Annotated in this window: 17 protein-coding genes; 7 read left to right on the top strand and 10 right to left on the bottom strand. The window is 66.7% G+C overall.

Annotated features, from left to right (window positions below; translation table 11 throughout):
• Nucleotides 1-6: 6 nt before the first annotated feature.
• The gene (locus EV700_RS05055; protein ID WP_130411311.1) at nt 7-1,329 is read left to right on the top strand and encodes a cytochrome P450; all 1,323 of its coding nucleotides are present in this window, start codon (nt 7-9) and stop codon (nt 1,327-1,329) included.
• On the opposite strand, the gene EV700_RS05050 is transcribed toward EV700_RS05055, so the two are convergent.
• Both EV700_RS05050 and EV700_RS05045 read right to left on the bottom strand, forming a co-directional pair.
• Nucleotides 1,326-1,691 carry a nuclear transport factor 2 family protein gene (locus EV700_RS05050; RefSeq protein ID WP_130411309.1) on the bottom strand — a complete coding sequence of 122 codons (366 nt, stop codon included), beginning with the start codon at nt 1,689-1,691 and terminating at the stop codon, nt 1,326-1,328. The two genes, EV700_RS05055 and EV700_RS05050, sit on opposite strands and share 4 nt — an antisense overlap.
• 93 nt (nt 1,692-1,784) lie before the next feature.
• Complete coding sequence (locus EV700_RS05045) at nt 1,785-2,849, bottom strand: putative solute-binding protein (protein WP_130411307.1); 1,065 nt, start codon at nt 2,847-2,849, stop codon at nt 1,785-1,787.
• 241 nt (nt 2,850-3,090) lie between these two features.
• On the opposite strand from EV700_RS05045, the gene EV700_RS05040 reads away from it, so the two are divergent.
• Nucleotides 3,091-3,930 carry a CvfB family protein gene (locus EV700_RS05040; RefSeq protein ID WP_130411305.1) on the top strand — a complete coding sequence of 280 codons (840 nt, stop codon included), beginning with the start codon at nt 3,091-3,093 and terminating at the stop codon, nt 3,928-3,930.
• Nucleotides 3,931-3,934: 4 nt separating this feature from the next.
• Here EV700_RS05040 and EV700_RS05035 read toward each other — a convergent pair whose 3' ends face one another.
• The 3 genes from EV700_RS05035 to arfB all read right to left on the bottom strand — a co-directional run bounded on the left by EV700_RS05035 (nt 3,935) and on the right by arfB (nt 7,040).
• Nucleotides 3,935-5,035, bottom strand: a complete 1,101-nt coding sequence (locus EV700_RS05035) for a hypothetical protein (protein WP_130411303.1) — start codon at nt 5,033-5,035, stop codon at nt 3,935-3,937.
• A gap of 60 nt (nt 5,036-5,095) precedes the next feature.
• Entirely contained in the window at nt 5,096-6,553 is a 1,458-nt protein-coding gene (locus EV700_RS05030) for a serine/threonine-protein kinase (protein WP_130411301.1), read from the bottom strand.
• A 70-nt stretch (nt 6,554-6,623) separates the two neighbouring features.
• Nucleotides 6,624-7,040 carry an alternative ribosome rescue aminoacyl-tRNA hydrolase ArfB gene (gene arfB, locus EV700_RS05025; protein ID WP_130411299.1) on the bottom strand — a complete coding sequence of 139 codons (417 nt, stop codon included), beginning with the start codon at nt 7,038-7,040 and terminating at the stop codon, nt 6,624-6,626.
• 26 nt (nt 7,041-7,066) lie between these two features.
• Here arfB and nhaA point away from each other — a divergent pair, with 26 nt between their 5' ends.
• Together nhaA and EV700_RS05015 are read left to right on the top strand one after the other, a co-directional pair.
• Nucleotides 7,067-8,374, top strand: coding sequence for a Na+/H+ antiporter NhaA (gene nhaA, locus EV700_RS05020; protein ID WP_242610183.1), 1,308 nt, complete (start codon nt 7,067-7,069; stop codon nt 8,372-8,374).
• Nucleotides 8,375-8,489: 115 nt separating this feature from the next.
• On the top strand, nt 8,490-9,128 hold the full coding sequence (locus tag EV700_RS05015) for a TetR/AcrR family transcriptional regulator (protein WP_130411297.1): 639 nt from the start codon (nt 8,490-8,492) through the stop codon (nt 9,126-9,128).
• On the opposite strand, the gene EV700_RS05010 is transcribed toward EV700_RS05015, so the two are convergent.
• The 3 genes from EV700_RS05010 to EV700_RS05000 form a co-directional block, all read right to left on the bottom strand.
• On the bottom strand, nt 9,125-10,300 hold the full coding sequence (locus EV700_RS05010; RefSeq protein ID WP_165391338.1) for an MFS transporter: 1,176 nt from the start codon (nt 10,298-10,300) through the stop codon (nt 9,125-9,127). The genes EV700_RS05015 and EV700_RS05010 overlap by 4 nt on opposite strands.
• Nucleotides 10,301-10,417: 117 nt before the next feature.
• Complete coding sequence (locus tag EV700_RS05005) at nt 10,418-11,653, bottom strand: GGDEF domain-containing protein (RefSeq protein ID WP_130411293.1); 1,236 nt, start codon at nt 11,651-11,653, stop codon at nt 10,418-10,420.
• A 104-nt stretch (nt 11,654-11,757) separates the two neighbouring features.
• Complete coding sequence (locus EV700_RS05000) at nt 11,758-13,506, bottom strand: neutral/alkaline non-lysosomal ceramidase N-terminal domain-containing protein (protein WP_130411291.1); 1,749 nt, start codon at nt 13,504-13,506, stop codon at nt 11,758-11,760.
• Nucleotides 13,507-13,738: 232 nt separating this feature from the next.
• Between EV700_RS05000 and EV700_RS04995 the strand changes: the two genes are divergently transcribed.
• Both EV700_RS04995 and EV700_RS04990 read left to right on the top strand, forming a co-directional pair.
• Nucleotides 13,739-14,701, top strand: a complete 963-nt coding sequence (locus EV700_RS04995; RefSeq protein ID WP_130411289.1) for a ketopantoate reductase family protein — start codon at nt 13,739-13,741, stop codon at nt 14,699-14,701.
• A 2-nt stretch (nt 14,702-14,703) separates the two neighbouring features.
• Nucleotides 14,704-15,444, top strand: a complete 741-nt coding sequence (locus EV700_RS04990; protein WP_130411287.1) for an SRPBCC family protein — start codon at nt 14,704-14,706, stop codon at nt 15,442-15,444.
• Here EV700_RS04990 and EV700_RS04985 read toward each other — a convergent pair.
• A complete protein-coding gene (locus tag EV700_RS04985; RefSeq protein ID WP_130411285.1) occupies nt 15,434-16,486 on the bottom strand; it encodes a helix-turn-helix domain-containing protein in 1,053 nt (350 codons plus the stop codon). The two genes, EV700_RS04990 and EV700_RS04985, sit on opposite strands and share 11 nt — an antisense overlap.
• Nucleotides 16,487-16,727: 241 nt before the next feature.
• Between EV700_RS04985 and EV700_RS04980 the strand changes: the two genes are divergently transcribed.
• Complete coding sequence (locus EV700_RS04980) at nt 16,728-17,648, top strand: esterase/lipase family protein (RefSeq protein ID WP_130411283.1); 921 nt, start codon at nt 16,728-16,730, stop codon at nt 17,646-17,648.
• 147 nt (nt 17,649-17,795) lie between these two features.
• Here EV700_RS04980 and EV700_RS04975 read toward each other — a convergent pair whose 3' ends face one another.
• Complete coding sequence (locus EV700_RS04975) at nt 17,796-19,814, bottom strand: NADPH-dependent 2,4-dienoyl-CoA reductase (RefSeq protein WP_130411281.1); 2,019 nt, start codon at nt 19,812-19,814, stop codon at nt 17,796-17,798.
• Nucleotide 19,815 lies beyond the last annotated feature (1 nt).

Genomic DNA, 19,815 nt, shown 5'->3' with positions numbered 1-19,815 from the left:
TGATCCATGAATCCTGACCTGAGCGCCTTTCCCGGCGACAACGGCTTCCCCTTTATCGGCCATACGCTGGCCTTCATCCGTAACCCGCGCCTGCTGGCGGCCGATCGTTTCCGGCGGCATGGCGAAGTCTCGCGCGTCAATATCGCCGGAAATCGCGGCGTGCTGCTGCTGGGGCCGGACGCCAACGAATTCCTGACCCTGGACCGCGAGAAGGTGCTGTCGTCGCGCGCGGCTTACGAGCCCTTCCTCAAGGATACCTTTCCCGACGCGCTGGGCCTGCTGGACTTTGACGAGCACGCGCATCACCGCCGTATCCTGCAGTCGGCATTCAAGAAGGATGCGATGCTGGACTATGTGGACCTGTTGCAGGACAGCGCGGCGGCGGCCATTGAAAGCTGGCGGCCGTCTTCGCCTTTCCTGTTTGCGCCGCAGGTGAAACTGTTGCTGTTCAACCAGGCGGCGTTGTTGTTCATGGGCGAAAGCCAGGGCGAGGAGGCGGCGCGGTTGATTGGGCATTACACCCGGGCGGCGGCGGGAACAGTGGCGCTGATCCGGCTGATGATTCCGGGCACGGCCTACTGGCGGGCGGTGCGCAGTTCGCTGCTGTTGCGGCGGATACTGCAAGACAAGATTCCCGGCAAGCGCGCCAATCCCGGCCGCGACCTGTTCAGTCACCTGTGTTTTGCGCGGTCGGAGGAAGGGGAAGTCTTTACCGACGACCAGATCGTCAAGCACATGCTGGGACTGATGAGCGCCGCCCATGAAACCACCACCAGCGCCATCGTCGCCATGGCCTATGCGCTGGCGAAGTATCCCGAGGCGCAGGAACGGGTGCGCACGGAAATCCGCGAGGCGGTCGGGGACGGCGCGCCCTCCTACGAAGCGCTGGACGCGCTGGCGTTCACCACGCGGGTGTTCCAGGAGTGCCTGCGGCTGTGGGGGTCGTCACACACCATGCCGCGCAAGGCGTTGCGCGATGTCGTCTATAAGAACTACACCATTCCGGCGGGAACGATGGTGTTCATCAGCCCGTCATTCGTGCACCGTCAGCCGGAATTCTGGACCGAGCCCGATCGTTTCGATCCCGAACGCTTTGGCGACGGGCGCAAGGAGCACCGCCAGCATCGCCACCTGTTCATGCCTTTTGGCGGCGGCGCACACAAGTGCATCGGCATGCATCTGGCCGAGCTGCAGCTGAAGATTTTCTTTGTGAACCTGCTGCGGCGTTACCGGCTGGCCCTGCCCGACCCGGCCTACGAGATGAAGACCAAGTATGTGCCGGTGCCGGAGTCGGCGGACGGCTTGCCGCTGCTGCTGACGCCGGTCTAGTCCGGGTCGTGGTGGAAGGTCTTGTTGACGATTTTCCAGTCGCCGTCGATGTTCAGCAGGGCGAGGTATTCGGTGTAGCGCAGCGCCTGGAACAGGTAGCGGGTGCGGACGCTGGCGATCCGGCCGATCTGGTCGATGCCGCTGATTAACATGTCGAATTCTTCCCCGAGCAGCACCGGCGGCGACTGGCGCTTGAGGATGTTGAGGTATTCGCGGAGGGTGATTGTGACGAGTTCGCCTTCGTAGTAGCCGAAAATTTCGGCTTCCGGCAGGAAGGCCTTTTGCACCAGGTCCGGATTACCCTGGTGCAATCCCTGGAAATACGCATGAATGACGGCTTCGATGGCGGCCAGTTCGGACATCGGAAAAACTCCGGCGGAATGATCCTTTCAGTATCCGCCGCCGGGCCTTATTCCACAAGTTTTATATGGCTATAGGCGTCCCGGCCGCCAGCCTCATTCGTCGTTGAGCGCGCATTCGTAGCTGGCCGGGTCGTAGTGACAGCGCACTTTCTTCATCAACGCCATCATCCGGCCGTCGTAATAGCCTTCGCGGGTCAGGCGGATGCGGGTGTCGCGCATCATGTGCACGTATTTTTCCTGCTCGGCGGGCGGAAAATCCAGCCACAGCCCGGCGGGAATCGCCTGTTCCTGACGGCGGATATAGGCGATGGCCTTGTCCATTTCCGGCAGCGCCAGCCGGCGCAGGGTATGGATGCGCGCGTCCAGGTCGGGGATGGTCTTCTGCAAGCGGGTACGGTTGATCAGCAGTGCGCCGGTGACTTGGGTCAGCGGCAGGCGGTAAATGCCGCCGTAGTCGCCCATGCCCCGCTCCAGTTCCAGCGGTTTCACGGCCAGCGCCGGGGCGGTGATGATGTCCACTTCGCCGTTGTTGAACTTGTTGGCGAAGCGGTAGTAGTCCGTCGGCACCGCCTGCGCGCCCAGACGCTGCACGATCAGGCTTTGCGGCTTGTCGAAGTCCAGCACCGCCACTTTCTTGCCCAGCGCCTTGTCGATGCTGTCGATATGACGGTTGTTGACCATGATGTAGGACGCGCCCACCGGCATGATGGTGACCACCTGGTAGTCGCCGTTGATGGTCAGCGGATTGATCTTGGGATGGTCGAACGTGGCCGCCAGCGCGCGGATGTGCCGGTAATCCGGAGCCGCGCCGATGGAGTCGATGCTGCCGATGAAAGGATTGAAGGCGCGGGCGCGCAGCGTGGACATGACCACGCCGTCGCACTGACCGGCCTTGAAGTCCTCGGCGGCGATGCGCTCGTCGGTGTAGCTGTGGATATCCAGCGTGATGTTCCAGCGCTGGGCTTGCAGGCCCAGGTCGCGGGCGTAGCGGCTGATGTCGCCCTTGGCGCCCTGGAAGTCGAAGACGCACAGCGAAACGTTGTAGGGAGCGGCGGGTACGGTTTCTGCAGCGGCGGGCAGGCTGCCAAGCAGCAGGCCGGCGGTCCATGCCAGGCAGGCAAACGGCAACGCCGGATGCCGGATTAAGGAACGGGCCATATGCATTACCTCGTATGACGGCTGACTCATGGCGGTGGCGGTAAGCCACACGCCTTCAAGCTAGCACCTGCGTTTGGTCAATTCATTAAAATTGACCAGCAGTCAGACAATTCATAAATAATTCACGACAAATGCCCGGCGCGTTTGACGCCGGTAACGGTTTTTTTCGGGAAACGGGGTGGCCGGTGCTACCATTCCGTCCTGACCCGACCCGTTTCACTTCTGCCCCCGGAATGCCCGCATGATCGCTCTTGGCCAGTTCAACACCCTGCCCGTGCTTCGCCTGACTCCCGACTATGTGTGGTTGGACGGCGGTGAAACCGGGGAGATCCGTCTGCCGCGCGCCGGGCTGTCGCCCCTGCCGCAGGCGGGCGAAAGCGTGCAGGTCTTTGTCTATACCGGTGAGGACGGCTATCCCGCCGCTTCGGTGCGCACGCCGTTGGCTCTGGTCAACGAGGTGGCCAGCCTGACGACGCTGGAAGCCGGGCGTCAGGGGGTGTGGCTGGATTTGGGCGTGGAGGAAGCGGTGTTCATGCCGCGCGCCGAGCAGCAGCAGCGCCTGGAACCGGGTTGGCGCTCGGTGGTGATGATCCTGGAAGACGAGCGGCTGGGGCTGATCGCCTCGGCGCGGCTGAACGATTTCCTGGAAGACGAGGCCGAGGGTCTGGCGGCCGGGGAAAAAGTGTCGCTGGTGGTGGCGCTGCGCACCGACCTGGGCTTCAAGGCGGTGGTGAACAACCGCTACTGGGGCATGCTCTACGCCGATGAGGTGTTCGAGCCGCTGCGCATCGGCGACCGCCGCGAGGGCTACATCAAGCGCCTGCGCGACGACAGGCGGCTGGATGTTTCGCTGGCCCCGCCGGGCTACGCCAAGGTGGAAGGCGCGTCGGAACTGGTGCTGCGGCGGCTGGAGCAGGCGGGCGGTTTCCTGCCGCTGGGCGACCACAGTTCGCCGGAGGCGATACACGCCGAATTCGGCATCAGCAAGAAGGTGTTCAAGCAGGCGATCGGGGCGCTGTTCCGGCAGCAGCGCCTGGTGATAGAAAACGACGGTATCTCGCTGGTGCGCGAGCGCCGCTGAGCGGTCAGCGCCCGCCCGCCGGTTCGGCGCAGCTGGCGCGCAGGGCTGCGCCGTTATCGGGATAGGCGGCGTCGGGCGGAGTAGTTCCCGGCGTGCCGGGACATTTCTTTCGGCCCAGTTGCGCGGGCGGTGCTTGCGGCCGTTCGACGCCGTTCAGTTTTTTCAGCGTGCCGATGACATCGTCCGGCAACAGCATGTCGGCGGCGAACAGGCCGACCATCAGCAGCGGCAGCACCGCCCCGGTGCGCTTGAAGCGGGCCTGCAGCGCCGCCGTGTCCGGCTTCATGCCGCCATTCCAGTCGCGTTGCTGCGCCAGCAGTTCGCGGACACCGCGCATGTACCAGCCGCCAAAGCCCAGGAACAGCGGAAACAGCAGGTCGGTGAAGGCCAGCCTGCCGTCCGAGACCATCACGCCCAGCACGATCATCGCCGCGACCATCAGCCCGGAACTGAGGCCGCCCAGCAGTTTCAGCGCCTTCTCGCGGTCGGCGGGGGTCAGGGTCAGCGCCGCCGGGGTTCCCGGGGTGGCGTCGGCGGCCAGCGGCAGCGGAATACGCCAGCCGGTGCCCGCCGATCCGGGAGCCTGCAGCAGCAGTTCCAGCCGCAAGGTTGCCGGTGAGGCGGCGGCGGGTGGACTGGGAACGGTCAGCGTGCATTGCCAGTCGGTGCCGTCGCGGTGCGGGAAGGTGGCGGCGGTCAGTTCGCGGGCGGTTTGCGCCAGCGCCTGGCGGGTTTCGCCGTCGGAATCGCGGCTGACCTGAGCCCATTGCACCACCGCCACCGGCTTTTGCCCGGACGGCCAGACGCGGTTGAACGCCAGGCTGATATTGGCGGTGTCGCCGGGACGCAAGGCGGGCAAGTTCTTGACGGCGGGCGCGCCGTAGCGGCGGGTAAAGGTGCTCCAGCGCCACCAGCTCAGCGCCATCCAGCCACCCACCCCGAAGAACAGGCTGTAGAACAGCAGCAGGCCGAGGACCGCCGGTTTGTTCCAGAAAGCGCCGATCATGAAGAAGGCGTGGACGGTGACAAAGCCGTTCCAGACCATCACGAAGGGCAGCGGCGCGGGCTTGGTGATGGGTTCGGGGCGCGGGGGGACGGGAAGCATGGGCCGGGTTCCGGATGAACAGGATTTGACCTTAGCACGAAGGCCGGGACGGCGGCAGGTTCAGCCCCACAGCTTCTTGAAAAAGCGCTTGATCGGGCTGCTGTTCTTGGGCGCGGACTTGCGCGGCGCGGCGTCGTCGGTCTTCGTTTTCGCCGGTTCCCGTCGTTGCTCCCGCAAGGCTTTCAGTTCGGCATGGCTGGGCTCTGCCAGCAGGCCGGTAGCGATCTGGCGACGCGCTTCCGCGTCGTCGTGGCGGGCGATCGCGTCTTTGGCCAGCCCCAGGCTGACGGCGGCGATGCGCTGCAAGCCCTGCCGCGCTTGCGGGTTGTCCTTGGCCAGCGTCAGTACCTGGCCGAAATAGTAAACGGCGTTGTCGTTGGCGGGCTGCGCCAGACGGTTTTCGGCAAAACGTTGTTCCGCCCGTTTCAGCCATTGCGCTATGCGCGCCTGTTTCACTTGTTCCAGCCCTTGCAAAGCCCGGGTGTTGCCGGGATCCAGCCGCAGCGCTTCCTGATAGAGGAATTGGGCGTTGTCGCGCGCGGGTGCAACCAGTTGCCCGGCTTGCAGGTGTTGTTCGGCCGTGTGCAGGGTGCGCCACAGCGTGACCTGCCGCGCCATCGACGGCCATGCCGCCGCCAGCCCGACGGCCAGGAAGGCCGCGAACAGCCAGCCCCGGTGACGGAAGCCGCCCAGCCGTGCCGCGAGCGGGAGGCGCGGCGCTGCCGGCAGCCGGTCCAGCGCCGCCAGCAGGGTGCGGCAGTCGGGGAAACGGTCGTCTAGGTTGCGCGCCAGCAGCCGCTGCACCAGCGGTTGCAGGTGCCGGAGTTCCGGCGGCAGCGTTGGCGGCGGCAGGTGCAGGTGGTTGGCGACGGTCTGGGCGTAGCTGTCGGCCTTGTAGGGGTTCCGGCCGGTCAGCAGTTCCAGCAGGATCACCCCCAGGCTGTAGAGGTCGGTGCGGCGGTCCACGGTCAGGCATTGCGCCTGTTCCGGGCTGCTGTAGGCCGGGCTGCCGACGGCGACCCCGGCCTGTGTCAGTTCGCTGTCCACCCGCAGGTCCTTGGCGATGCCGAAGTCGCTGATCACCACCTGGTCGGCGTCGCGGCAGAGCAGGTTGGCGGGCTTGATGTCACGGTGGATCAGGCCGCGATCGTGCACCACCGCCAGCCCTTCCGCGACTTGCCGCAGGATGGCCAGCGCCCGCGCGGGCGGCAGCGGATGGCCCCGGAACTGGGTCAGGTCGCCGCCGCCGACAAATTCCATCGCCAGATAGGGACGGCCGTCGGGCAGGCGGTCGATGTCGTGGATGGTGATGATGGCCGGATGGCGCAGCGAGGCGACGGTATGCGCCTCGCGGATGAAGCGTTGGGTGAAGCTGTCGTCGGCGCTGTCGAGCAGCAGCTTCACCGCCACCTTGCGTTGCAGTGAATCCTGCGTGGCCAGCCAGACCTCGGCCATGCCGCCGCGGCCGAGCAGGCCGTGAACGGTGTAACCGGGAATGACGGGCGGAGTTGGGGTCATGGCAGGCGCTGCGGATTGACGATGGCGGAAATTGTACCTGCTTGGGCGGCGGCGTACAGGGTGGCGGTTCTCACTCCGTGACCCGTCCGCGCAGCGCCTTGACCTGGCCGCGCTGCACTTTTCCCTCCACCCGCCGCCGTTGCGAGCCGCGCGTGGGTCGGGTGGGGGTGCGCGGCGGCAGTACGTGCGTGGCCAGCGTCAGCAGTTCCTTGAGGCGGGCGATGGCGTCGTCGCGGTTCTGCTCCAGGCTGCGGAAGCGCTGCGCCTTGATGACAATGATGCCGTCGCTGCTGATGCGGTGGTCGCGGTACTGGCGCAGCAGGATCTTGATGCTCTCCGGCAGCGACGAGGCGTTGATGTCGAAACGCAGGTGCACGGCGTTGGACACCTTGTTGACGTTCTGTCCGCCCGCGCCCTGGGCGCGGATGGCGACGAATTCCAGCTCATCGGGGTTGAGCAGGTCGGCGGCGGGACGGGACGGCGGCATGGGCGGATCTCGGCAGGGATGGCGGCATGATGACCGCTTGGGTGCATGATGACAAATTGTATCGCAGGCTGGCGGACCGGGCGGCTTTTCGCGATAGTTCCGTTTTGCCGTGCGACCGCTGTGCCGTGTTGGTCGGTCCCTATCCCTTGGAGGACATCCCCTTGCCTGTTCCCCCGCCGTCTGTCCGGCCGCTGACCGACCTGTTCCGGCGCTTCCTGCGCAGTGAAAGCCAGTCCGGCATCATACTCATGGCCTGCACATTGCTGTCGCTGCTGCTGGCGAACTCCGCGTTCGGCCCCGGCTATACCCACTTCTGGCACAGCCTGCTGCCGGGCGGTATGTCGGTCGAGCACCTGATCAACGACGGCCTGATGACGCTGTTCTTCCTGCTGGTGGGTCTGGAAATCGAGCGCGAGGTCTATCAGGGCTCGCTGGCCGATGTGCGCGCCGCGCTGCTGCCGATTTTCGCCGCCGTCGGCGGCATGCTTTGCCCGGCGCTGATCCACGCCCTGTTCAACGCCGGCGAGCCGACGCAGCGCGGCGCGGGCATTCCCACCGCCACGGACATCGCTTTTGCCTTGGGCGTGCTGTCCTTGCTGGGCAGCCGGGTGCCGCCCGCGCTGAAGGTGTTCCTGACCGCGCTGGCGATCATGGATGATCTGGGTGCGATCGTGGTGATCGCCGTGTTTTACAGCGGCGGGTTGGCGTGGGGATGGCTGGGCGCGGCGCTGGCGGTATTCGCCGGGCTGGCGGTGCTGAACCGTCGCGGCGTCAACCGGTTGCGGTATTACCTGCTGCCGGGGCTGCTGGCGTGGTTCTGCCTGCTGCACAGCGGCGTGCACGCCACGCTGACCGGGGTGATCCTGGCGTTCCTGGTGCCGTTCCGCGACGGCGGCGCGTCCTCGCCGTCACACATTCTGGAACACCGCCTGACCGGGGTGGTGGCTTATGGCGTGTTGCCGCTGTTCGCGCTGGCGAATACCGGCATCGTCATTCCCGAGGGCTGGCTGGACGGTCTGGCGTCCGCCAACAGCCTGGGCATTGTGCTGGGGCTGGCCGTGGGCAAGCCGGTGGGGATTTTCCTGTTCACCCTACTGGCGGTAAAACTGGGCCTCAGCCGTCTGCCGCACGGCGTTGGCTGGCCGCAGGTGCTGGGGGTGGGACTGCTGGGCGGCATCGGCTTCACCATGTCCATGTTCGTGACGATGCTGGCCTTTGCCGATCCGTCGCTGGTGGTGGCCTCGAAAATCGCCATCATGGCGGCGTCGGTACTGAGCGCGGCGGCGGGGCTGGCGTGGCTGCGGCTGCATTTGCGGGCCGCGCCCGCCGCCTGAGGGCGCGGTACGGATCGAATTCCGGTTACCGGCGGGGACGGCGTCGCTTCGGCAAAAATTGACGGTTATTCGGAATTTGGCGATCATCCGCCTAACTTTTCCCCGGTGCGCCGCCATGCCCCGAGTCAACCGCCTCAAGACCGACCGGCCGCCGCCCCAGCAGCGGGTGCAGCCGGTGCAGGCCCGTTCCCGCCAGAAGATCGACGCCATCCTGGACGCTACCGCCGGCTTGCTGCGGGAGCACGGCGTCGAGGCCGTCACCATTCTGGCCATCGCCGCCCGGGCGGGCGTGCCGCCCGCCACGGTCTACCATTATTTCGAAAACCGGCTGGCCATCTTCGCCGCCCTGGCCAAGCGCATCATGGACGCGGTGGATGCCGAACTGCTGGCAGTCCTGGCCGAGAAGCTGGAAGCGGCCGCGCCGGATTTCCGCACCATCCTGCAAGGGCTGTTCGATGCCTATGCGCAGGCGCCCGGCTACGTGCCGGTGCTGGGCGCGATGCGCGCCGAACCGGCGTTGCAGGCGCTGGTGCGCGAGTCCAACCAGCGCTCGGCCGTTTTCATCGCCGGATTGTTGCAGCATCGCACCCGGCTGCCGCCGGAGCGGGCGCAGCGCATTGCCTGGATCATCAGCGAGGAATGTGAAACGGTGTTGCAGGAGGCCCTGACCTCATTGCCGGATCAGGCCCGCGCCCTGCTGGACGAGAAAGCGGAAATGGTCGAGGTGCTGTTCCGCCATTACGCCCGTCCCTAGGCGGCTTCCGCGGTCAACCCTGACCGCGCGGTGGTCGTCGCGGTGGCCCGCCACAGCCACAGCCAGCCGGTCAGCGCGACACCCGCCGCGAGCGAGAACACCGCCGTTCCGCCCAGGGTGTTCCAGGCCAGCCCGGCCGCGCCCGCACCCAGCGAGGTGCCCACCCCCCAGGCCAGCCCGTACAGGGCCTGTCCCCGGCCGCGATGCGCTTCCCCGAAATGTTGCGCCACCAGCTGCATGCTGGCGGCATGCACGGCGGCGAAACTGGCCGCCTGCAGCAGCTGCATGGCGACCAGCGCGGCGGCATGATCGGCCCCGAGACCGATGCCCCACCAGCGCCCGGCGGCCAGCAGCATGGCGGCCAGCAGCACCGGCCGCGCCCCGAAGCGGCCCAGCAGGCGGTGCAGTTGCGTGAAGGCCAACACTTCCGCCGCCATGCCCAGCGCCCACAGCGCGCCGATCGCCAGATGCGGATAATGGCGCGACTCCAGGAACAGGCTGTAAAAGGCGTAATACGGAGCGTTGGCCATTTGCAGCAGGCAGCCCGCGCCCAGGAAGGCGGCGACCTCCGGACGGCGCAGCAGCGGCCAGACCGGCTGCGCCGCCGCCCGCGTTCGCGTAACCGGCGCTTCCGGCACGCTCAGGCTGACCAGCCACACCGCCAGCGCCATTCCCGCCAGAATCAGCGGCAGCCAGTGCAGCGGCAGCCGGTCGAACAGCCCGCCCAGCCCCGCCACCATCGCCATGAACCCCAGCGAGCCCCACAGCCGGATGCGGCCGTAGTACGCCCGGTGCGGCCCCAGATGCGCCAACGTCACCGCCTCGAACGGCGCCATCACCGCATTCTGGAAGAACGTGCAGGCCAGCATCAGCAGCGCCAGCAGGACATAGTCGGTGGTGAAGGTCAGCGCCAGCCACAGTCCCGCCAGCATGAACGTTCCCAGCCGCACTACCGCCAGCGCCCGCCCGGAACGGTCGGCCAGGCGGCCCCAGAAGCCGGGGGCCAGCAGCCGCGGCAACAGCGTCAGCGCCATCAGTTGACCAATCAGCGCCGGGGAAAAATGCAGCTCGCGCGCCAGATAGAGGTTCCAGTAGGGAATGAAGCCGCCGAGCAGGCCGAGATAGCTCAGGTAGAACGCGGAAAGACGCCAGTAGGGCACGGTTTGCGGCACGGGGTCGCCTCCTCTTCTGCGGGGGAGTTGCGCGTGGATAGATGATCAATGATCACATTATAGCAGGAAAGAGTCCGTCGTCATGGCTGGCAGGGGGTCTGCTGACGAACGGTGCGTTCAGGCGGCGGTGACGATGCGGTTGCGTCCGGCGGCCTTGGCGGCGTAGACCGCCTGGTCGGCGGCATCGATCAGTTCCCCGCAGACGCTGTCGGGCGTCGGCGTGGTTGCCGCCACGCCCATGCTGACGGTAATGCGCTCGGCCACCGCCGACCGCCCGTGCGGAATCGCCAGCGCGGCGATGGCGGCGGCCATGCGCTCGGCAATGGCGTGAGCGCCGTCCAGATCGGTATCGGGCAGCAGCACCACGAATTCCTCGCCGCCGTAGCGCGCCGCCAGGTCCGCCGGCCGGCCCACGGTCGCCGCCAGCGCCCGGCCCACCTGCCGCAGCACGGCGTCGCCGGCCGGGTGGCCGTAGGTGTCGTTGTAGGGCTTGAAGAAATCGACATCGAGGAAGATCACGGCGATCGATTCCTGGCGGCGGCAGGCCAGCCCCCATTCGCGGGTCACGGTTTCGTCAAAGCAGCGGCGGTTGGCCAGTCCGGTCAGCGCGTCCTGCCGCGACAACTGCTCGACCTCGGCGGCGTATTCGTCCAGCCGGTCCTTTTCCAGCGCCAGCAGTTGCGATTGCAGGAAGGTGACGCGGTCGCGCGATTCCAGCAGGAAGGACAGCAGGATGCCGATGGCATTGGCGAGACCGCCGTAGGCGAGCAGGTAGCCGAGGTCCAGCCACAACCCCTGCGACCGGATGGCCGCGATCGCCAGCAGCACCGCCGCTAGGCAGGCGACGGCCGTGTGCCGCGTCACCAGCCCCGCGACGCCATAGGTGACGACGGTGGCGAGGATCACCACATAGCTGATGAAGACATTGAAGTAGGGTTCGGGAAACAGCGATGCGCCGTAGAACAGCACGCCGACCGCGCCGCCGCTGCTGAACGAGGCATACAGCCGGTAAAAGCGTTCGCGGCCGGGCAGGTAGGGAATGCTGAGCACGAAGGCCAGCAGGAAGCCTTCCACCACCAGCAGCCAGGCCATCGCCGCCAGGTTGCCGTCGCGATAGACCGGATCGGAAAAGCGGTCCACCTGCCACAGGCCCAGAACGGCGGTGACCAGGTACATGATGATCGTGATCCACAGGCTGTCGCGCGACAGGCGCTGGGCGCGGTCGCGGACATGGGCGATGAAGCCCTCCTCCAGTTCCGGGCGGAAGCGGCGGAACTGCAGGTTGGAAGCCAGCAGCGACTGGATGTCCCGGATGCGGGATTCGCGGTCGCCGCCGGAGCGGGAGGACGTCATGGTTGGCCTGAAGGCGGAAATCTCTTCAAGCAGGTTAGCGGAGGCGGGCGGCCCCTGCAACGGACACCGGACCGGCCTGTCGGTTGCCCGGTCCGGCGGCGGGTTCACGCCGGGGTGCGGCCGGGACGGCGCACCGGCACCGGCAGGTTGGTGCGCAGCGCCAGTTCGGCGGCCGGGGCGGGCTGCGGCCGGGTGGCGCGGTCGTGGCGGCGTTGTCCGGCCGGGCGCGCCAGCTGCCGCGCCAGCGCCGCGAAAGCGGTCTGGAACGCTGCGCCGGTCCATTGCCCGAAGATGGTGTGGCCGCCTTCGTAGGCCTGTTCCTGGTATTCCTCGTTCGTGGTGACATAACCCATGTAATCGTTGCAGTAGGTGCAGATCAGCACCTGTTCCACCCCGGCGGGGTGCAGGGCTTCCTGAACTGCCTGCACCACCCGCCGTCCGGCCATGGTGGTGAATTCGCCCGGACAGCAGACCAGCGCCAGCGGTCCCAGCCGCACGATCTGCAGGGGCAGCACCGTCGGCACCATCGCGCTGAAGTTCATCGCGCCCTTTTGCGCCTGCCGCTTCATTTCCGCCACCAGCGGGTCGGCGAAGCTCGGCACCATCAGTCTGGCAATCGGCTGGCCCAGCACCTGCTTGCGCCCGGCTTCCAGCAGGATGTCCTTCGGTCCCTGCGCGGCATAGAGGCGCTGGTAATAGGCGCGGTCTTCGGCGCTTTGTCCGGCGGGATGCCCCAGCCGGTTGCGCTTCACCCAGCGCGCCACCTTTTTCGCCACCGCGCCCAGCGGCTGCGGCATGCCGGGGCCGTCGACTCGGGTGCCGGTGAAGAAGGCGACACCGTGGCAGGGGTCGCTGGTGAAGGCGTCGTCGCGGCCCTGGGCGAAGCGCGGGTCGGCCTGCTGCACGGTGAAGTCGAGGTAGGTCAGCACCGCGTCGATGCCGCCCTCGACCGGCTGGCCGTTTCCGGCGGCGAGCATCTCCAGTGCCTGCGTGCTCTGGTAGCGGCCGTTGCGTTCAGCGTAGGCATGTTCCGCCTCGCCGCTGAGACGGGCGCGGCGGGCAATGTCGCCCGGTCCCTGATAGTGCGGCGAGACATCGCCGGCCGTGGCTTGCGCGAACAGCGCCACCGGCTCGCTCGCGCCGTTGGCGGCCAGTTGCGCTTCCGCCGCCAGCGCCGCGTGGCCCTTGTTGTCGCCGGAGTAGCGGGTGTTGGTGTTGCCGATGCAGGTAGCGTGCACGCCGAACAGCGACAGCAGCGCCTGCACCTTGCCGTCGCGGCGGAAGGCCAGTACCTGCATCTCGCGGTCCAGCGCCAGATGCGTCTCATGCTCGGTGCGCGGGGTGACATCGGGATTGCGGTTGTAGGCGGCCAGCGAGCGGTTCCACGCCACCGGCACCGGCTCGTCGAAGCCGCCGCGCGCCAGCATCAGTTCGGTCGGAGCGGCGCTTTGCCAGGCGGCGGTGACGGCATCGACGATGGCGCTGACAATCGCCTCCACGTGCTCGGGTACAAAACCGGGGGTGACGACGTTGTACATGGCGTCATGGCTGCAGCCGCCGGGGCCGGAATGGGTGTGGGTGCAGGTCAGCACCAGCGCTTGTTCCTCAAAGGCTTCGCCCATGACCTGAGTCAGGCGCGCCACCACGCCGCTGCGCATGGCGTGGGTGATGTAGCCGAGGTCGAGCAGCACAAAGACGAGGCCGCGCCCGCCGCCGTCGCGCAGGTAGAGGGCGCGCGCGTACAGCGCCGTGGCCTGGCCCCAGGCGCGGTTGTGCCACATGCCATAGCCCATCATGGCGTGACCCTGCGTCCTGACCGTGATCCCGCGCTTGCTCCAGCCTGCTTCGTACATCGTTCACCCCGTGCCCTGTTGGAAAGAAGAACCGGGCGCGGCCCGGCCTGTAAAACCGATGAATGATCAGCTTTCAATGTGACAGCTGCGGCCGCCGGCTGTCAATCGACGGACCCGCCGTTCGGCGGAAGCGCGTTGACAGGCTTTCCTTAAAGCTGATATTTATTCAGCTATTGTCGGGTTTGCACAATTTTAAGTCAACAAGGCGGGCGGAAAACGCCGGGAGCGGGGGATGAACATTCTGGTGGTGGGGGCCGGGGCCATCGGTCAGGTCTATGCGCTGCATCTGGCGCGGGCAGGGCATGCGGTCAGCTTTTTTGTGAAGGCGAAGTACGCCGATGACCTGAAGGCCGGGCTGGACCTGCACCGGCTGCGGCGCGGCGGGGCGGTGACGGAACGGCTGGACGGCTTCGGGCTGCTGACCGATCCGGCCGAGGTGGCCGCCGGGCGCTGGGACCAGGTGTGGCTGACGCTGCCCTCCGACGCCCTGCGCGGCGAGCTGGCGCGGCAGGTGCTGGCGGCGGTGGGCGACGCCACCGTGATCTGCCTGCAGCCGGACATCCATGACGGGGAATTCGTGCGCAGCCGGACGCCGCAACGGCAACAGGTCGTGCAATCATTGATCCCCTTCATCAGCTTCCAGTCGCCGCTGCCGGGGCAGCCCGGCCCGGCGGGCATCGCTTTCTTCCTGCCGCCGCTGACCCCGGCGCTGGTGGCCGGGGAACCCGCCCGCGCCGCCGCTGTCACCACGACGTTGAAGCAGGCCGGGGTGCCGGCGCGACAGGTGGCGGATTTTGCCCGCAGCACCGCCGCCTTCGTGGCGATGATGCAACCGCTGATGGCGGCGCTGGAAGCCAACGGCTGGGATCTGTACGGCCTGCCCGCCAGTCCCCGGTTGCGCGAGGGGCTACAGGCGTCCCGCGAGGCCATGCAGGCGGCGGCGGCGGAAACCGGCGGCAGCACCTGGGCGCTGCACCCGCTGGTCTGGCCGCTGACCTGGCGGCTGGCGCTGCCCCTGTTGAAGCGCGTCTTCCCCTTCGACCTGCAGGTGTACCTGCGCTTCCATTATTCCAAGGTGGGCGTGCAGACGCGGTTGATGCTGGACAGCTATATCGAACTGGGCGCGGCGCGGCGGCTGCCGGTGTCGTCGCTGCAGACCTTGCGGTTGTCGCTGCCGGAACCGGCGGGAGTGTGATCATGAAGCTCAAGGTAATCGCCACCCTGCTGCTGGCCATACTGACGGCCTCCCCGGTGCTGGCGGCGTCGGCCGATGATGACGGCAGTCTCGACGAATTCCAGACCCGCTTCGGCAGCGAATGGCGGCAGATCCGCCACGACGCCAAGCGCAACATCACCACCTGGATGCGCCAGGAGGACGGCAAGACTTTCCGTTCGTTCAAGGTGCAGGCCGAGCTGGAAGGCTCGATGGAAGCGGTGGCGCGGCTGATGCTGGATTTTCCCGGCTATGACAAGTGGTACTGGCAGGTGATGGAATCGAAGCTGCTGAAGCAGGTGTCGCCCACCGAGTACGTGGTCTATGTGGTGCACCGCGCCCCGGCGGGGCTGCCCGAGCGCGACGTGGTGCTGCGCGGGGTGGTGATTCCGCAAAGCCGCAGCCAGAAAATGCTGACGCTGAAAATCATCGCTGACCCCGATTATTTGCCGCTGAAGCCGCCGCGCGTGCGCATGCCCGCGCAGGAAATCACCAGCCGTTTCCAGCCGCTGGAGAACGGCAAGGTGCTGCTGGAAACGGAAGGCTATGTCGACCCGGGCGGCAAGGTGCCGTTGTGGGCGGCCAATTTCGTGCAGCGCAGCGCGCCCTATGCGATCGTGGTGGCGATGCAGCGGCGGCTGAAATCGGGGGATTACGACCAGGGCAAGCCATTGCCCTTCCCGGTCTATGACAGCGGCGATTACCGGCAGACGGTCAGCCGCTGAGAGTGGCGCGGCGGAATTCCTGCGGCGTCAGGCCGGTGGTCTGGCGGAACCAGCGCGAGAAGGAACCGGCGCTGCTGAAGCCGAGCCGGGCGGCGATGTCGTCCAGTCCGTCCCGGCTTTGCAGCAGCTGCTTGTGCGCCAGCTCCGAGCGCAACTCATCCAGAATGGCCTGATAACGGCAGCCTTCCTCCTGCAAGCGCCGGTGCAGGTGGCGGGGACTGAGACCCAGTTCCGCCGCCACTGCCTCGCGCGAGCTGAGGCCGCGTGCCAGCAGCCCGCGCAGGCATTCCTTCACCCGGTCGGCCAGACGCGGCTGCGCGCCCAGTTGCTGCACCAGTGTCCGCGCCTGCTGGCGCAGCGTCTCGAAAATGGCGGCATCGCCAAAGGGCAGGGGCCGGTTCAGCGCCTGCGGATCGACCACCAGCGCCGACCGGCGCTGGTCAAAGCGCACCGGACAGGGAAAGGCGCGGGCGTACAGCGGATGGGGCAGGCCTGCTTCCATGGCCGGCGCATGGCGCAGGCGCACGCCCAGCAGCGCTTCGGGAGTTTGACGGTGGATCAGCTGCGCGCACAGCGCCAGATAGCCCTCCTCGCTATGGCGCGCAAAGACTTCCGATCGTGAACGAACCTCGACCGCCCACAGCGACACGCCCGGCTCGTGGGTTATCGACGGGGCGTGCACGGTGGAAATGAGGCGGCTGAATTCGGTCAGCGCCTGCTGCATGTCGATCAGGGTGGGGCAGCACTGCATCAGGTAGCCCAGCACGCCCATCATGGCGGGATCCATCGCCAGCACCACGCGCAAGGTCACCACCGGGTCGCGCCAGTAATCCAGCGAACAGAGCAGCAGCCGTTCCAGCACGTCCTGGCGCACCCAGCCGTCGGCGGGGGCGAGATCGGCCTCGCTGACGCCCGCCCGCGCCATCAGCGGCTCGCGGCCGACCCCCAGCTTGTGGCCCAGCTGCATGACGTGGCGGATGACGAAAGCGGAAACGACACCCGGCGCGATGGCGGCGTCCGGCGGAGGCGCGGTTATTGTCATTGTTGGCGGCCCATGTTCCTGAACGCGGCGATTTTAACGTGGAAATCCGCACCGCAAGCAAGATTCCGACAGGCCTGCCGCCGCGTCCGCCCCCGATATCCGAGCAATGGCCGGATTTGTGATGCCGTTCGTCCTTTTTGGTGGTTTGGCGACAGGCGGCGCTTAATTATGATTCGCCTGTCTTGACAAGGGGTGATTGACCCTTGGGACCACAACAAAAACACAGTTCAGGGGAAACACCATGAAACGGATGATGATCGCCGCCGGCATCGCATTGAGCCTTTCCGCCATTCCGGCCCACGCCGCCTCCACGTATGCCCAGACCAAGTACCCGGTGGTGCTGGCCCACGGCATGTTCGGCTGGGACAAGATGCTGGGCGTGATTGATTACTGGTACCAGATTCCCACCGACATGCGCAGCAACGGCGCCAATGTCTTCGTGACGCAGGTCTCGGGTCTGGAAAGTTCGGAAGTGCGCGGCGAACAGCTGCTGAAGCAGACCCAGGACATTCTCGCCATCAGCGGCGCGGTCAAGGTCAACCTGATCGGCCACAGCCACGGCGGCCACTCGGTGCGTTATGTAGCGGCCATGATGCCGTCGAAGATTGCCTCGGTGACCACGATGGCCACACCCGCCAAGGGTGCGCCGATGGCCGACTTGATTGTCAACGGCGGTAAGGCGGGCGCGATCGGCGCGCAGGTGTTGCAGGCGGCGGGCACCATCCTCAATTACCTGACCGGCGGCAGCAGCCAGGGTCTGGATGTCAACGCCAACAAGAGCCTGGCCTCGCTGAGCACCGCCGGATCGGCGGCCTTCAACATCAAATTCCCGCAAGCCATTCCCGTCACCGCCTGCGGCGAGGGCGCCTATGAAGTCAACGGCGTGAAGTATTTCTCCTTCGGCGGCACCACGCAGGTGACCAACCTGCTGGATCCGCTGGACGGCGCGGTGAAGCTGGTGTCGCTGGCCTTCACCAACGGCGAGGCCAATGACGGCTTTGTCGGCCGTTGCAGCGCGCACGTCGGCAAGGTGGTGCGCGACAACTACGACATGAACCACATCGACTTCATGAACCACATCTTCGGCCTGCGGGCGCTGACCACCGACCCGAAGGCGGTCTATCGCGAGCAGCTGAACCGGTTGAAGCTGGCGGGGATGTAAGCGGGTTTTCGGCATAAAAAAAGCCGTTCCTTCGGCAGAGGGAACGGCTTTTTGCATGATGGGATGTAGGTCGGGTTTCAACCCGACAACCGGCCTGCGGGCGGAGGGGGTTGTCGGGCTGAAGCCCGACCTACAGGGGCTGGGGTTTCAGAGCGCCGCCGCCAGCTCCGTCCCCTGCTTGATCGCATGCTTCGCGTCCAGCTCCTTCGCTTCGAACGCGCCGCCGATCAGGTGCACCGGTATCCCGGCCGCCTTCAGCCCGTCCTCCAGTTCGCGCAGCGGGTCCTGCCCGGCGCAGACGATGACGTTGTCCACCGGCAGCACGATGTCCTTGTCGCCGATGCTGATGTGCAGGCCGGCATCATCCACCTTGCGGTAATTCACCGAGGACAGCATCTCCACCCGGCGGTTCTTCAGCCCGGTGCGATGGATCCAGCCCGTGGTCTTGCCCAGGCCGTCGCCCACCTTGCTGGCCTTGCGCTGCAGCAGGTAGACCTGACGCGGTGACGTTTCCACCTCGGGATGGGTCAGGCCGCCGCGCTGGGTGTACTCGCGGTCGATGCCCCATTCCGCGTAGAACTTGGCCGGGTTCTGCGTGCCGCTCTCGCCCTCGTGGGTCAGGTATTCGGCCACGTCGAAGCCAATGCCGCCCGCGCCGATGATCGCCACGCTCTTGCCCACCGGCTTCTTGTCGCGCAACACATCCAGGTAGCCCAGCACCTTCGGGTGGTCGATGCCCTCGATCGGCGGACGGCGCGGTGCGATGCCGGTGGCCAGCACCACCTCGTCGAATTCACCCTTCAGGTCGGCGGCGGCCACCCGGCGGTTCAGCACCAGCTTCACCCCGGTCAGCTCGATCTGGCGGCGGAAGTAACGGATCGTTTCGTAGAATTCGTCCTTGCCCGGCACCTGCTTGGCGATGTTGAACTGGCCGCCGATCTCGGCCGCGCTGTCGAACAGGGTCACGTCGTGGCCGCGCTTGGCGGCGCTGGTGGCGAAGGCCAGGCCCGCCGGACCGGCGCCGACCACGGCGATGCGCTTGACGGTGGCGGTGGGAATCAGGTTCAGCTCGGTCTCGCGGCAGGCGCGCGGGTTGACCAGGCAGGAGGTGACCTGGCCCTTGAACACATGGTCCAGACAGGCCTGGTTGCAGCCGATGCAGGTGTTGATCTCGTCGGCGCGGTTTTGTTCGGCCTTGACGATGAATTCCGGGTCGGCCAGCAGCGGGCGGGCCATCGACACCATGTCGGCGAAACCGTCGGCCAGCAGCGCCTCGGCGGTTTCCGGGGCGTTGATGCGGTTGGTGGTCACCAGCGGGATCGACACCTGGCCCTTCAGCTTCTGCGTCACCCAGGCAAAGGCGGCGCGCGGCACCTTGGTGGCGATGGTCGGCACGCGGGCCTCATGCCAGCCGATGCCGGTGTTGATGATAGTCGCCCCGGCGGCCTCGATGCCCTTGGCCAGCTCGATCACTTCGTCGAAGGTGGAGCCGTTTTCCACCAGGTCCAGCATCGACAGGCGGTAGATGATGATGAAGTTCGGGCCGACGCGCTCGCGGGTGCGGCGGACGATTTCCAGTGGGAAGCGGGTGCGGTTCTCGTAGCTGCCGCCCCATTCATCCGTGCGGTGATTGGTGTGCGCGGCGATGAACTGGTTGATCAGGTAGCCCTCGGAACCCATGATTTCCACGCCGTCATAACCGGCCTTCTGCGCCAGCGCCGCGCAGTTGGCGAAGTCGTCGATGGTCTGCAGGATTTCCTCGTGGCTGAGTTCACGCGGCGGGAAGGGGTTGATCGGCGCGCGGATGGCGCTGGGGGCCACCGAGGTCATCTGGAAGGAATAGCGGCCGGTGTGCAGGATCTGCATGGCGATCTTGCCGCCCTCGCGGTGCACGGCCTCGGTGATGACGCGGTGTTCTTCCGCCTCGTGCTCGGTGTTCAGCTTGCTGCCGCCGCCCACCACCGCGCCTTCCGGATTGGGGGCGATGCCGCCGGTGACGATCAGGCCGACGCCACCGCGCGCCCGCTCGGCGTAGAAGGCGGCCATGCGCTCGAAACCGTGTTCGATTTCTTCCAGCCCCAGGTGCATGGAGCCCATCAGCAGGCGGTTGCGCAGGGTGGTGAAGCCCAGGTCGAGGGGTTGAAGCAGGTGCGGGTAGGCGGTCATG

Origin of the sequence: Fluviicoccus keumensis (assembly GCF_004217445.1) — a bacterium.
Lineage (GTDB): Bacteria > Pseudomonadota > Gammaproteobacteria > Pseudomonadales > Moraxellaceae > Fluviicoccus > Fluviicoccus keumensis.
The sequence above is the reverse complement of the archived record's forward strand: the minus strand, read 5'-3'. Positions and strand labels throughout refer to the sequence as shown.

What these genes read in the sequence shown, in the direction of transcription:
- EV700_RS05055 (WP_130411311.1), top strand. Translation starts at nt 7, where the DNA reads ATGAATCCTGACCTGAGCGCCTTTCCCGGCGACAACGGCTTCCCCTTT.
- EV700_RS05050 (WP_130411309.1), bottom strand. Translation starts at nt 1,691, where the DNA reads ATGTCCGAACTGGCCGCCATCGAAGCCGTCATTCATGCGTATTTCCAG.
- EV700_RS05045 (WP_130411307.1), bottom strand. Translation starts at nt 2,849, where the DNA reads ATGGCCCGTTCCTTAATCCGGCATCCGGCGTTGCCGTTTGCCTGCCTG.
- EV700_RS05040 (WP_130411305.1), top strand. Translation starts at nt 3,091, where the DNA reads ATGATCGCTCTTGGCCAGTTCAACACCCTGCCCGTGCTTCGCCTGACT.
- EV700_RS05035 (WP_130411303.1), bottom strand. Translation starts at nt 5,035, where the DNA reads ATGCTTCCCGTCCCCCCGCGCCCCGAACCCATCACCAAGCCCGCGCCG.
- EV700_RS05030 (WP_130411301.1), bottom strand. Translation starts at nt 6,553, where the DNA reads ATGACCCCAACTCCGCCCGTCATTCCCGGTTACACCGTTCACGGCCTG.
- arfB (WP_130411299.1), bottom strand. Translation starts at nt 7,040, where the DNA reads ATGCCGCCGTCCCGTCCCGCCGCCGACCTGCTCAACCCCGATGAGCTG.
- nhaA (WP_242610183.1), top strand. Translation starts at nt 7,067, where the DNA reads ATGATGACCGCTTGGGTGCATGATGACAAATTGTATCGCAGGCTGGCG.
- EV700_RS05015 (WP_130411297.1), top strand. Translation starts at nt 8,490, where the DNA reads ATGCCCCGAGTCAACCGCCTCAAGACCGACCGGCCGCCGCCCCAGCAG.
- EV700_RS05005 (WP_130411293.1), bottom strand. Translation starts at nt 11,653, where the DNA reads ATGACGTCCTCCCGCTCCGGCGGCGACCGCGAATCCCGCATCCGGGAC.
- EV700_RS05000 (WP_130411291.1), bottom strand. Translation starts at nt 13,506, where the DNA reads ATGTACGAAGCAGGCTGGAGCAAGCGCGGGATCACGGTCAGGACGCAG.
- EV700_RS04995 (WP_130411289.1), top strand. Translation starts at nt 13,739, where the DNA reads ATGAACATTCTGGTGGTGGGGGCCGGGGCCATCGGTCAGGTCTATGCG.
- EV700_RS04990 (WP_130411287.1), top strand. Translation starts at nt 14,704, where the DNA reads ATGAAGCTCAAGGTAATCGCCACCCTGCTGCTGGCCATACTGACGGCC.
- EV700_RS04985 (WP_130411285.1), bottom strand. Translation starts at nt 16,486, where the DNA reads ATGACAATAACCGCGCCTCCGCCGGACGCCGCCATCGCGCCGGGTGTC.
- EV700_RS04980 (WP_130411283.1), top strand. Translation starts at nt 16,728, where the DNA reads ATGAAACGGATGATGATCGCCGCCGGCATCGCATTGAGCCTTTCCGCC.
- EV700_RS04975 (WP_130411281.1), bottom strand. Translation starts at nt 19,814, where the DNA reads ATGACCGCCTACCCGCACCTGCTTCAACCCCTCGACCTGGGCTTCACC.